At 43.6% G+C, this 12,558-nt stretch carries 15 protein-coding genes and 1 other annotated feature; of the genes, 6 read left to right on the top strand and 9 right to left on the bottom strand.

The features are described from left to right. The first annotated feature begins 1,140 nt into the window (after positions 1-1,140). Positions 1,141-1,836 (top strand): hypothetical protein, encoded by a 696-nt coding sequence (locus GJU40_RS19505; protein ID WP_154309724.1) that lies wholly within the window; start codon positions 1,141-1,143, stop codon positions 1,834-1,836. A gap of 145 nt (positions 1,837-1,981) precedes the next feature. Here GJU40_RS19505 and GJU40_RS19510 read toward each other — a convergent pair whose 3' ends face one another. From GJU40_RS19510 to GJU40_RS19525, 4 genes are all read right to left on the bottom strand, one after another. After that, positions 1,982-2,239: a hypothetical protein gene (locus GJU40_RS19510; protein WP_154309725.1), complete on the bottom strand. Its 258-nt coding sequence runs from the start codon at positions 2,237-2,239 to the stop codon at positions 1,982-1,984. 250 nt (positions 2,240-2,489) lie between these two features. Continuing rightward, positions 2,490-2,639, bottom strand: coding sequence for a hypothetical protein (locus tag GJU40_RS19515; RefSeq protein ID WP_154309726.1), 150 nt, complete (start codon positions 2,637-2,639; stop codon positions 2,490-2,492). A 5-nt stretch (positions 2,640-2,644) separates the two neighbouring features. Beyond that, positions 2,645-2,887 carry a DUF2552 family protein gene (locus GJU40_RS19520; RefSeq protein WP_154309727.1) on the bottom strand — a complete coding sequence of 81 codons (243 nt, stop codon included), beginning with the start codon at positions 2,885-2,887 and terminating at the stop codon, positions 2,645-2,647. A gap of 10 nt (positions 2,888-2,897) precedes the next feature. Then, positions 2,898-3,224, bottom strand: a complete 327-nt coding sequence (locus tag GJU40_RS19525; protein ID WP_154309728.1) for an iron-sulfur cluster biosynthesis family protein — start codon at positions 3,222-3,224, stop codon at positions 2,898-2,900. 124 nt (positions 3,225-3,348) lie between these two features. Here GJU40_RS19525 and GJU40_RS19530 point away from each other — a divergent pair, with 124 nt between their 5' ends. Together GJU40_RS19530 and GJU40_RS21140 are read left to right on the top strand one after the other, a co-directional pair. Continuing rightward, the gene (locus GJU40_RS19530; protein WP_154309729.1) at positions 3,349-3,567 is read left to right on the top strand and encodes a CDGSH iron-sulfur domain-containing protein; all 219 of its coding nucleotides are present in this window, start codon (positions 3,349-3,351) and stop codon (positions 3,565-3,567) included. Between the two features lie 66 nt (positions 3,568-3,633). Then, positions 3,634-3,867 carry an HPr family phosphocarrier protein gene (locus GJU40_RS21140; RefSeq protein ID WP_343031643.1) on the top strand — a complete coding sequence of 78 codons (234 nt, stop codon included), beginning with the start codon at positions 3,634-3,636 and terminating at the stop codon, positions 3,865-3,867. 14 nt (positions 3,868-3,881) lie between these two features. Here GJU40_RS21140 and GJU40_RS19540 read toward each other — a convergent pair whose 3' ends face one another. The 4 genes from GJU40_RS19540 to GJU40_RS19555 all read right to left on the bottom strand — a co-directional run bounded on the left by GJU40_RS19540 (position 3,882) and on the right by GJU40_RS19555 (position 8,020). Further along, a complete protein-coding gene (locus GJU40_RS19540; protein ID WP_246188448.1) occupies positions 3,882-4,217 on the bottom strand; it encodes a YolD-like family protein in 336 nt (111 codons plus the stop codon). Positions 4,218-4,234: 17 nt separating this feature from the next. Further along, positions 4,235-5,494, bottom strand: a complete 1,260-nt coding sequence (locus GJU40_RS19545; protein ID WP_154309730.1) for a Y-family DNA polymerase — start codon at positions 5,492-5,494, stop codon at positions 4,235-4,237. Between the two features lie 754 nt (positions 5,495-6,248). Then, positions 6,249-7,043: an SDR family NAD(P)-dependent oxidoreductase gene (locus GJU40_RS19550; protein ID WP_343031644.1), complete on the bottom strand. Its 795-nt coding sequence runs from the start codon at positions 7,041-7,043 to the stop codon at positions 6,249-6,251. 5 nt (positions 7,044-7,048) lie between these two features. Further along, entirely contained in the window at positions 7,049-8,020 is a 972-nt protein-coding gene (locus GJU40_RS19555) for an MBL fold metallo-hydrolase (protein WP_154309732.1), read from the bottom strand. A gap of 215 nt (positions 8,021-8,235) precedes the next feature. After that, positions 8,236-8,442, top strand: a binding site (T-box leader). Positions 8,443-8,511: 69 nt separating this feature from the next. Here GJU40_RS19555 and proC point away from each other — a divergent pair. Next, positions 8,512-9,333: a pyrroline-5-carboxylate reductase gene (gene proC, locus GJU40_RS19560; protein WP_154309733.1), complete on the top strand. Its 822-nt coding sequence runs from the start codon at positions 8,512-8,514 to the stop codon at positions 9,331-9,333. Positions 9,334-9,475: 142 nt separating this feature from the next. Further along, positions 9,476-9,637, top strand: coding sequence for a DUF1540 domain-containing protein (locus tag GJU40_RS19565; RefSeq protein ID WP_154309734.1), 162 nt, complete (start codon positions 9,476-9,478; stop codon positions 9,635-9,637). Positions 9,638-9,679: 42 nt separating this feature from the next. Here the strand turns inward: GJU40_RS19565 and GJU40_RS19570 are convergent, their stop codons facing one another. Next, positions 9,680-11,302: a M20/M25/M40 family metallo-hydrolase gene (locus tag GJU40_RS19570; protein ID WP_154309735.1), complete on the bottom strand. Its 1,623-nt coding sequence runs from the start codon at positions 11,300-11,302 to the stop codon at positions 9,680-9,682. 133 nt (positions 11,303-11,435) lie between these two features. Here GJU40_RS19570 and namA point away from each other — a divergent pair, with 133 nt between their 5' ends. Next, the gene (gene namA / locus GJU40_RS19575; protein WP_154309736.1) at positions 11,436-12,452 is read left to right on the top strand and encodes an NADPH dehydrogenase NamA; all 1,017 of its coding nucleotides are present in this window, start codon (positions 11,436-11,438) and stop codon (positions 12,450-12,452) included. Positions 12,453-12,558: the final 106 nt, after the last annotated feature.

Consider the following 12,558-nt stretch of genomic DNA (forward strand, 5'->3'; position numbering starts at 1 on the left):
AGACAGCTTGGGCAGGTGGTCGCTCTTTGACCTCTTGCCCAAGATGGCTTATGACCTCGAAGGGCTGGCGCCTGGAGCTGGACAATGTAGAAAAGCGGAAGGCGCCGTTTTAAAGGAAGTCATGCTAAGAGCGCCACGTCCTGTGGCAACGCATGACTGTCCGACGTCGTGTCGGGCTGCGACAAGCATAAGATGGCTTGGACGTAAGGGCGCTCTTTGCCCTTATGGCCAAGACAGCTTATGACCTCGAGCGGCTGGCCAGTGGAGCTGGACAATAGGAAAAGTGCAGGCAGCTTGCTCAGGCCTGACAAGCATAAGGCAGCTTGGGCATGAGGTCGTTCTTTGACCTCTTGATCAAGATGACTTATGACCTCGAGGGCCTAGCTGCCGGAGCTGGACAAATCGAAAAGCGGAAGGCGCCGTTCAGCCCTGACAAGCATAAGACGAGCATCTCAAAAAGGCGTGCTTTGCCTTTTTGAGTGCTCGTCTTATGGACCTCGAGGGCAATTGTACGGCTATACCCTCAATCAAAGCTGAAAACTGATTTACTCTGTTTTTCACCCATTTCTTTAAGCTCAAACTCTCTTAAAGGTTTTGCCTCAAAGATACTTCCCTAACTAATTCCTTTCGGTCATCCATTAGTTAACAGAAACCGTACTGTATTTGGTTTTGAATGTACCCCAAGGTCCGGTCTAAGTTGTAAGCCAAATTAATTAAGATTCCCTGTTGATAAGAAATAATTGTCTTTACCGATACTATTAATCTTGCCAGTCTCTCAACGCGAATGTAGACAACTTTAGGTTATAAAGCATGAAAACTTACTGCAGGATATTATGTGCTAAAAGTGGCTGTTGGGTTTATGTTGCAGATAACTTTTGGTGGAAAGGACTTTATGCAGAACGTTCTACATTATTTTAAAGAATGAAAAGCCATTATTATTACTTTGAACAAGCTCGTTTCATTGCGCTGCAGACACTTGCTTTCCGCAGGGAGGGAGCTGAGCCTCCTCGGCTTTGCCTGCGGGGTCTCAGGCTTCCCTCCATTCCTGCAGGAGTCAAGTGTCTTCCGCTTCATTACACTCTTAGTCTACTATCTGGCTTGAAGACTTTAAACATAAACTAATAAAGGCAGGTAATTCAAATGAAGAGAAAAAGCATAGCCATTGCAGCAGGTGTAGGTATACTTGTTGGCAGCAGCACTGTAGCGTTAAATTTAGCTAACGTGAATGCAAGCGTTATGAAAGTTATCAAACTCAATATGACTGAAGAACAACTTGATCAACAAATGGGAAACAGTACGATTGAACCTACAAAGGTGGAATTTAAAGAGTATCTAAATGATTTCGAACAAACTGCTTCCCCGCAGTTCGAAGACGGATTAGAGAAGAAGTTGGCGCAAAGGGCTTTTGTAGAATTAAAACAATCAAAGAACAAAATTGATCTGAAAAATCTCAAAAAAGAAGTAAAAGAACAAGCGGAATTCGACAAAGCATGGGTTAAATATGCTGAGGATGAATATGGCATTAAAGTTACACCTCAAGAAATTGATGAATGGATCAGTAACGGACCAGATAAATTTCCAGTTGACACTCAAAAGGCTTATGCTGAAGCATTAGGGATGTCTTTAAAAGAATTAAATCACACCTATTATCGTGATCAGTATGAAAAGTGGGTTATGTGGGAAAAATTATCCCCTCTAGTGGCAGAAAAGTATGGAATAAAAGAAGTTGATTATGAAAATATAGAAATACAAGAGAACACACCAGCTGATGAAATGAACTTTAACAATAAGGTTTTAAGTTTATACGAGAAAGAAGTCACTTCATTAATGAAATAAACGTAAGCTTTCAAAGGAGTATTCCCTACCGAGCACCACGTCCTGTGTTTAACGCATGACTATCCGACGTCCTTGCATAAGGCGAGCATCTCTTAATCTTTCAACACATATAAATAAGCCGCCGGATCATTCGGCGGCTCTTTCACTAATAATTCTTTTCTGTTTCCCCTGGCCCGATTTTGTCTGAGTCGGGAGAAACCTGTCCGCCTGCTCCGGCAGTTGAGGTATCTGGCTCTACCCCCTGCGGCTGGCTTGGGAGAACATCGTTGTATTGATTTGGGTCCTCTTCCTTTACTTCTTTGATTTTCAGGTCCGTTCCTTCCAGCTTCTGCTTCAGGATCGCCTCAATATTTTTGTGCCCTTCTACGTTTTCACATTGTATGCTGACATGATACGTTTTCATCGGCTGCATTCCCTTCTGTTAGAAATAGAGTAATATTTATTTTCCCTCTATAACCGCTTTAAAACTTAGCTCTTTTTGCCTTTGTTTCATTGCTTACAAAAAGGATCACGGTAAGTCCTGCCATTGACAGAAAAAAAGCCAATGTTTTCAGTTCTCCCGGCACGGGCAGCAGCACCGACAAACAGGCTGCTGAAAATTCAGTTTTGTTTTTTCATCACCCTTATGAAGGACATTTCCTTTGCTCTTTCACTCAGTTTTGTCCTTCATCTACCTGATAAGGGCCTTTTCTCTTGATCTTCCACATACTTCTGTCCTTCATCACATTCAGGTACACAAAAAGAGCATTCGGAAAATGCTCTTTTTCGTGTATTGCCATCATATTGTCTGTACTAATCGCCAAAATTCTCAACCGAGAACATCACTGATGCCGTCCATGTTGGTTTCTATCCAAGCAATGGCCTCATCAATTGTTGGAAATTCACTGGCCTCAAAGGTGACTTCATCCTGCAGGAGCCACACATCCTTTTTTTCGTCGTGCAGCCCTCCGATTGACCAGTGAAGCAGGCTGTATGGGTGATTATTATGGAGAAATGATACCCATGTTTTGTTTAATGCACTGTTTTTTAATGCTTTTAATGACTTTTCCATCCATCTATCCTCACTTTACAACAAGCGTCATACGCGGGTTAAGAATTTGCGAAGGGCATTTCAGCATAAAGGTATTAGAACTCTCGGAAAAATCAACAGTCAACTGTTCATCCATGAAAACAATTTTTGATTTTTCAACTCCGACAGATCCAAAATTTGTTTCAACAATGCTGATGTCAGCTTCCTCATGTTCTTTTACGAGCCATAATGCCGGCACTCCGCTTACAACACAGCCGCAGCCCTCGGTGTCATATTTCAGTTTGAGCACATAGCCGGGATGTGTTTTTTGTACTTCATCTATTTTTTCCATTGCTTTTTCCGCAAAGGTGATATTCATCCTTGGTGCCCCCTCATCTTTACGACATTGTACCATAAAAGCAATGGGTTTGCTCAAAGCTCTGTTTGCAATTTCAGCCGGCTGGCCTTACCATAACAATAGATGGAAAGAGAGGAGGATGGATATGTCAAAAGTACAAATTAAAGTGATGGATAATGGCGGATTGCGGGTGACAGGCGATGTGGAGCTTATCGATATGGACGGAAACGCATTTCCCGCTAAGCCGGCCTTTACGCTCTGCCGCTGCGGACTATCATTAAAGATGCCATACTGCGATGCTTCCCATAAAGGAAAGTTCTCTTCATGTGCACGCGCGGAAGTGATCATGGACGAGAAGCAGTAAACTTGTTTTCTTTCCTGCCTGCCTTCAGTATAATAAGATTATGCCAGACTAAGGGGGATATTTTTTGTGAGATTAAATGTATTAAAGCCGGTATTCGCAGACTCTGCAAGTGAACTTGTTCAAGCTGCCAATCAATTTGAGGATACTATACTAATTAAAAAGGGGCATTGGTCAATTGATGCCAAAAGCCTGCTGGGCGTTCTCGCTCTTTCACTTCAGCCGGGTGACACAATTGAGCTTGCTACAGACAATGAGGAAATTGTAAGCGCATTTTTAGAATTAAACTTTTTTAGTAAATAGGGCCTTTTTGGCCCTTATTCTATGATTTGGACGTCGACAATACTCTGCATTTGAACATTCAGCCTTTCTCCGGTTTCCTTTATCATCCGCAATGTTCCGGAAAGAGCGTCAACAAAATGGACATGACCTTTCACCTGGCGGAACTCACCGCTTTTATAGTATGTAAAGAGAAGATAAGAATTGTTTTCCATAGCCAGGCAGATGACTTCATTAAATTCCTCCAGCTTTTGTTCATCAAGCTCCGGCTTGGACTGATACCTGTCTGACTCCTGCCATTCGCGAAGGAGCTTTACATGTTCGGGCAGCATCATTGCAGTCCATTTAATATTTCCCCGGTCACGAATCATCATCTTCACCTGCTTCCGTCTTATGCTTTATGGCCGCCAACAAGAGTTGCGCGGTGCTTTGCCGTTCCTGCCGGAGTATAGGAGACAGCTCTTAAAAGCGAGTCTGATCCATATTTATTTCGGATGGAATCCATTACGTAGCCAAGCACCCGCTGTTTTTCGCGGTTCTGTTCAAAAAGGCTCAGCTGTGCTTCAAAATCATCCTCAATGTTGGAAAGAGACACCGAGATTTTTCTCACTGTTTTTTTCTCATAAAACCGGTTGAACAGCTCCATGCATACCTCATACAGATCCATTGTGATATTGGTCGGCGTTTCAATTGTTTTTGATCTGTGAAAGCCTCCTCCCCATTCATCCTTGCTGTAGCCGATTCCAAGGCTGACAGTCCTGCCTGCCTTTTTCTGATTTCGGGCCCGCCTCGCAACTTCTTCACAAATTTCAAGCACCACATGCTTTACTTCCTCCGGGTCGGGGTAGTCACGAAGAAGAATCTGGCTTTTTCCAAAGCTGATCTGCCCCTGCATAATCGGAGCGCCTATTTCCGATAAATCCACTCCCCATGCATGATAATAAAGCTGATTACCCATGATCCCGAATTTTGCTTCCAGCAGCTCCAGCGGATGCCTGGCAAGCTGGCCTACAGTGAAAATGCCCATTTTATTCAGGGTCTTCTCCACTCTGCTTCCAATTCCCCACATTTTGCTGAGCGGGCTGAGCTTCCAAAGCTTCTTCTGAACATCCTCGTAGGTCCATTCCTGAATGCCTGTTTTTTTTGCTTCAAGATCCAGGCAGAGCTTTGCAAGCAGCATGTTAGGACCGATGCCGATTGCGCACGGAAGCTGAAATTCTCTTTCCATGTCATCTCTTATTTTGGATGCAATCGTTTTTGCGTCTCCCCAAATTTGTTCAGCTCCATCAATCTGTATAAAGCTTTCATCAACACTGTAGGTGTGGATCGCTTCTTTTGGGACATAGCGGTGAAACAGCCTGGTCAGCTCGGTTGATATACGGAGATACATTGCCATTTTTGGATTTACAATTTTGATGCGCGGATCCTTGGGGATTTCAAACAGACGGGAACCTGTTTTAATTCCAAATTCTTTTTTCATAAGAGGCGAAGCAGCAAGAACCACACTTCCCTGGCGCTCCGTATTCCCGACCACTGCTATATAGCAGTTCAGGGGGTCAAGCCCCATCAGCACTGCAGCACAGCTGGCATAGAAGCTCTTCATATCAATGCACAAAATCTTTTTCTTTGGGAGCATGTCATAGTCCACCATTTACCGCTCTCTCCTTTTCGAGAATATATGTTCGTAGTCCTATTATACTGTCTATACTAAGCGAATATACGTTCTATTTCAATGGTAGTTTTTCCCCCGCACCTCTCATCTGCAAACCTTTTTTAAAAAAAACCTTTATAAAAAGGCTGTTTTTTATAAAAAATGACGAACAAAAAAACGTTCATCATCAGCAGCGGGGGAAGCAGGATGATGAGGATCAGCCAAAATCAAAAGAAACTTTTTCAGCCTAGAATATGCTAAGGTTGGGATCATTCTTTTTGTTAGGCGGGAAAGTGCCTCGTGAAAGCCACAATACATATATAAACGGAGGAACTCCGCCTATTCAGAAAAAACAACGAAAATGGACTCCAATAAACGGAGGGTTTCCGTCTATGCACCTAAAAAACCTTAAAATGGCGTATCTTCAGCAGCTTAAGCGTAATTCATTCCCTTATTTTCTCTAAAAAACGGCCACTTTTGAAATTAATCGGATTTCTAACGCTTATTTTTTCTTTGTTGTGATAGAGAGGCATTTCACCTAACCGGAAGAGCTGCGCTTATTTTCTTTCACGTTGGGAATCATTCTGTCTCCCCATATAGCCTCATAGGGCTTGCAAAAGGGGGCACAAGTGCGCCGGCGGTCTTGCAGAAGGGTAAGTGAGGTCATAGGACACAGTCTTCTAGTACGTGACAAGCGGGCAGGAAAACAAAAAAGCCCGGATGGTGAATTCATCCAAGCTTTTGCAGCATACAGTTATTTTTTTGAGAACGCCCTTCCTGCAAGCCTTTCAAACAAACCGGGAAAAAGCTGATATGCCACACTTCCTGCACTCATCCAGCCCGGAAGGTTAATCTCCCGTTTAGGGGTCAGCATGGCATTCACAACCTTTTGGGCTACTTCTTGGGGCAAAAGCATATAACGCTCTATATTTTTGACATATTGTCCGCTCTTGTCCGCGTGATCAAAAAACTCGGTTTTAATAGGGCCGGGGTTTACTGCAGTAACATAGATTCCTGCATCTTTTACCTCCATGCGCAGGCTGTTTGTAAATCCGAGAACAGCATGCTTTGTAGCCGCATAAAGACTGGATTTTGGCGTTGCAATTTTTCCGGCCTGTGAGGCAATGTTAATAATATGTCCGCTGCCTTTTTTCTGCATAGAGGGAAGCATTCCCTTTGTACAGGCAACCAGGCCGAAAACATTTACAGCAAACATATTTTCCATTTCCTCCAGGGTAGCTTCTTCAAAAGACCGAAAAACACCGAATCCTGCGTTATTCACCAGAATATCAATTCCGCCTGAATCCGCAAGAATTCTGTCCAGCACCCCTTGAAGCACAGAAGTATCGCTGACATCGGCTGTATACCAGCTGCAGTGAATACCATACTTGGCCTGCAGGGAAGCGGACAGCTCCTGTAAAGCTTCTTCTCTCCGCGCCAGCAGGTATAAGTCTGCTCCCTTTTGTGCCGCAAGTTCAGCGATGGATTTTCCGATTCCGCTTGATGCTCCCGTAATCAATATCTTTTTTCCCTGTATATGCCTGCTCACTTGATTCATCTCCTAACAGCTTCATACATGACGGTCTCTCCGCTATACTCAGCTTTAATCTTCCCATGTTCTTCTAAAAAGTCAAGCTGTCCAACTGTTTCTGACATGGTGAGCAAAAATTGCCGTTTGTAGATTTTTGGAAACAGCAGCCTGCATACCTCAAAGGCAGTCAGGGGCTTCTGCCTGAGAAGCTCCAGCACCTCTTTTGCCCTTTCCTCCTGCTTTTTCAGGCTGAGAAGAATATGGGTGTGTGCATCTGGAATCGGTTCTCCATGCCCGGTCAGGACAGAGGAAATGGGAATATGAAGCAGCTTTTGAATGGAGCTGATATACTGCAGCAGCGGACGAGGGCGGCTGCTTCCAGTCTGCGGAGGCTCAAGCAGCGGATTGGGTGAAATTTTGCTCAGCAAAAGATCCCCTGCAATCAGCAGTCCGTCATTTTCTCTGTACAAAACAATATGAGACTGTGCATGGCCAGGTGTGTCAAGTATTTTCCAGTCCTTTAATCCAGGCAGACTGTCCCCCTCCATCACTCCGGAAGTAAGAGCCCTGTGGCAGGAGTATTCAAGGGTTGAATGAAGCTGTGAGAGAAGCGGCAGAAAAACGGGATCTACCCCGAATTCCACAAACAAACGGGAAAAATAAGCGTGCTGATTTTCTAAAAATGTCTGATCACGCATCAGCCAGGCTGCATTATATGGATGGCCAATTACCGAGACATCATGGGGAAGATAATCCAGCAGCCCCACATGATCAGGATGATGATGAGTCAAAACAACCTGTTCGATATCCTGAAGCCTGCAGCCTGCTTGCTGAAGCTGGCTTTTCATTGACAGCAGCGCCTCTTCCGTTTTTGGTCCGGCATCAACGAGTGTTAATACATCTCCTTTAATGAGGTACGCATTTACGTCTCCTACGGGAAAAGGCGTGGGCATGGTGATTGTATGTATGAATTCAGCACCGGTACTCAGTTTCATCGTAAAGCCTCCATTTATTATGTTTGAATACAAACAAAACAGCAATTTTAAAAGCATCTATTAGTATTTTACTTCTTTCCCCCTACAGTTGTCATTATATTCAAATAATTAACCTGAAATACTTTTAAAAAACAGGCTTGACAATAGCGTGTCCCTCATAGCATAATGAGGAACAAATCAAATGAATCAATTCAACGCGTTAAAGTTCATGATATAAAGAAGCTATGAACAGGAATAGTAAGTCGGCAACGGCATCAGAGAGTGTGGCCCCTGGCTGAAAGGCCCCACTGCCCTCTTAACGACTGAACCTGCCCTGTGAGCTGACAGGAAAACCTGTCCGTTTCCCCGCGATAAGGGACCAAGCAGGAAGCTGTTCAGAGCTTCAAATAGGGTGGTACCGCGGAAACCTTTTCGTCCTTAGCAATAGGGATGAAAAGGTTTTTTTGTTTTATCAGAAAAGATTGCAGTTAACATACAAGGAGGAAGCGTCAATGAAAAAAATTGCATTTTTGGGAGCCGGTTCAATGGCTGAAGCAATGATTTCCGGTTTTGTAAATGGGGGGCTGTACCAGCCGGCGCAAATTGGCGTAACTAACCGCAGCAATACAAATCGTCTGCTTGAACTATCAAAAACATACGGAGTGTCGGTTACTGACCATAAAAAAGCCCTGCTGGACTCAGCTGATATTATTATTCTTGCCATGAAGCCAAAAGATGCACAAGAAGCATTGTTGAGCATAAGAGAATTTATTGAGGAACGCCATCTTGTCATATCTGTACTTGCAGGAGTCACAATCTCTTCCATCACCACCCTGCTGCAGAAAGATGCAGCCGTCATCCGTGCTATGCCGAATACATCCGCATCTGTCAGAATGTCGGCCACAGCTATGGCTGTAAATTCAAAAGCAACCCTTCACCATATTCAGGCAGCAAAGCAGATTTTTGAAACCATCGGAATGGTCACACTGGTAGAAGAAGAAAAGCTTGATGCTGTAACAGGCCTGTCCGGAAGCGGACCTGCTTATATTTATTATATTGTGGAGGCAATGGAGCAGGCAGCACTGGAGGTAGGACTTGAAAAGGAGATGGCCAGAAACCTGATCCTACAAACTCTTGCAGGTGCATCGGAAATGCTTCTGCAAACGAATAAGCAGCCCTCTGATCTCAGGCGGGAAGTCACCAGCCCGGGAGGAACAACGGAAGCTGGAATACAAGCACTGCAAAACTATCAGCTTCAAGAAGCAATTGTTGCCTGTGTCAAAAGTGCTGTAGAACGCTCAAAAGAATTGAGAGCCGGACAGCCGGCGAGGTAAGTTCAGAGTCTGAGAATGATAATCTTATTCGTTTGTCATCTTATTACAATTAGATTAAAGTCCTTCATTTCGCTTTAATACTCCCCTCAAACGGGTATATCTTAACAAAGGCATTTAAAACTCAAAAAAGGAGTGTTGGACAATGGCACAGCAAGTCTTATGCGAGGTTAATAACTGCCACTATTGGAAACAAGGAAACAAGTGTACAGCTGATCAAATATTCGTTATCACACACAAACGTAATGCAGAAGAATTGAGAGATACAGACTGCAGCACATTTACACCTGAAAAAGACGTACAGTAAAAAAACTCGCAGATTGCGAGTTTTTTTCTGTCACGGATTCTATTATTTTTCAAACATCCATTTCAGCGTGTAGGAAAGCTGATCAGGCAGAATGGAAAAAGTATAAGGAAGATGTACCCTCTCCGTCCACTTATGGGCATCTCTTCCCACTGGTCCCAAGTTCATCACAGGAAGGTTCAGCTCTTTCATTTCCTGGAGCGGAAGCCTGTAAGGCCTGCCGAACAGCGGCATGTTGCCGACGAATGAATCCAGGGGCGAGCTTTCAGGTGAAAGCTGCAAAAAGCTTAAGTCAGACAGACCTTGAAAATAGTTTTGCTTTTTCAAAGTAATGCCATATTCTTTTTTCGTATAGTCTGTAACCTGCTTTACTGCCTCTTCGATGAGCTCATCTCCCTCTGAGGAAACAGCCGGATAAAATGGAGGGCTGTAAAACACTACGATCATTGGGGAATGTTCTTTACAAAGTCCTGCAACTTCAGAAACAATTCTGGTAGAAAAATCCCTGTCGCCAAGCACCCCTCTATTGGCAATCAAATAGTTAATTCTTCTTTCCACCTCAGATTTGCCCGCTTTATCTACAGCAAGCTGATAAAGTTCTTCATATGAATAGACTGACACTTCAACAGGAGAAGGCTGAAATGCAACCACTCTGCTGAAAGCTTCTGCCTTCCTTCGATAATGTTTTTCAATATTTTCTGCAGCCTGCTTTGCCGATGATGTTAAAAGGCTGTGCAGCTCTTTTGCAGATCTTTTCATCAAAAAAACGTTAAATAAACTGACTGCAGTATGTGGAATTTGAACAGAGTACTCTTCTTTCAGATCCTTCTGCATTAAGTTGGTCGGCGGAGGACTCACCTCATTGCCCGCAGCTTCACAATAATCCTCATTCAGTTCCATAAACCTGTTCACTTCAGAAGCCATATAATTGGCATTGAGTCCTGAGAAAGGTTCTCCTACATGTGTTTCCGTTCCAAAGCAATAAAAACCCGCCAGTACCTTTCCGATAGAACCTGTATAAACGTAGTAGTTAGGATCATTGGGAAACCGCGAAAACATTGGCTCAGAGTTAATACATGCCTGATAGGACAGATCATATTCATCTTTCAATCTGGAAAGTACAGGAACTGCATTAATCATGCCTGCTGAGTTTACTTCTTCATCAGGAACGGTTAGCAGCATAACATTTCCATCAAATTCACCGTTCATTGCTCTTTCAAGAATCGAAATTTGGGCCGTCAGCCCTGCCTTCATATCCATTGTTCCTCTTCCAAACAGCCATTCTCCGCTTTTTAAGTCCTGCTGAACATACTCCGGTATCATATCCATACGCAGCGCATATTCACTGGTCAGTTCCCGAGGCCTGAAAGCAAGATGTTTTAAATCTCCGTAATCAATAATGTCAACAACATCAAAATGGCTCAATAAAATCGCTGTGTTCTTCTTCTTAGCCTTTTTCACAAGTGCCGTTAAAAAATAACGCCCGTCCTGGAGAGGATGAAGAGATAGATGATCAGGATTTTCCTGATAATAAGGCGTATCTTTTAAAATATAAAATAGGTATTCCGCAAAGGCTACTTCTCCCGCTGTCCCGGTTATGCTGTCATGCTCGACAAGCTTCACAAGAAGATCTGTAAGCTGCTCTTTCGTCTGCCAATGGTTGTTCATCCGTAGCACCCCCTAGAATATAATCTTATTTTATAGAATCTTTTAGATATTACAACACGTATGAGCATGTTATGTGACGTAAAAAATCATTATTGATATAATTTTTCTGCATGAAGAATTGGGAGGGAAATACTTGAAAACAAAATTATTTGATTCTTATACAATAAAAGATGTGACATTAAAAAACAGGCTTGTCATGTCTCCAATGTGCATGTACTCTTCGCACAATGAAGACGGACAGGTAGAAGACTTTCATCTGACCCACTATATCAGCAGAGCTGCAGGAGGTATCGGACTGGTTATGGTGGAGGCGACAGCTGTAACGCCTCAGGGAAGAATATCTTCCAGAGATCTTGGAATCTGGAGCGATGAACACATTCCCGGACTTTCAAAAATTGTGAACGGCGTGAAAAGCTATGGAACAAAAACAGCCATTCAAATTGCTCATGCCGGCCGAAAAGCAACTGTGGACGGCGAGATAGTGGCACCTTCAGCTCTTGCATTTGATGAACGTTCAAAAACGCCTGCAGAATTGACGGTGGAAAGAATTCAGGAAACCATTGGGGCATTCAAAGATGGAGCAGAGCGTGCAAAAAAAGCAGGTTTTGATATTATCGAGCTGCATGCTGCGCACGGTTACTTAATTAATGAATTTCTATCCCCGCTCTCCAACCATCGGACAGACAGCTATGGCGGAAGCAAGGAAAACCGCTATCGCTTCCTAAAAGAAATCATAGACGCTGTAAAAGAAGTATGGGACGGTCCTTTATTTGTCAGAATTTCAGCACATGATTATAACCCCGAAGGCATGACTCCTACTGATTATGTAGAATATGCCCAATGGATGAAGGAACAGGGCGTGGACTTAATTGATGTCAGCTCAGGAGCGGTAGCACCGGCAAGAATTGAAGTATACCCAGGCTATCAAGTTAATTTTTCAGACCAAATCCGTAAAGAAGCAAACATCCCGACAGGTGCAGTCGGTCTGATCACCACAGGAATTCAAGCTGAAGAAATCCTAAGAAACGAAAGAGCAGATCTCATCTTTGTCGCCAGGGAACTCCTGCGGGACCCTTACTTTGCCCGAACAGCTGCAAATGAACTGGGAGAAAAAATAGAACCCCCCGTGCAATATGATAGAGCTTGGTAAATAGAAAAGCGGAGGCAGCTTGCTTAGGCTCGACAAGCATAAGATGGCTTGGACGGAAGGTCGTTCTTTGACCTTTTGGCCAAGACAGCTTATGACCTCGAGAGCC

Source organism: Metabacillus lacus (assembly GCF_009674805.1).
Lineage (GTDB): Bacteria > Bacillota > Bacilli > Bacillales > Bacillaceae > Metabacillus_C > Metabacillus_C lacus.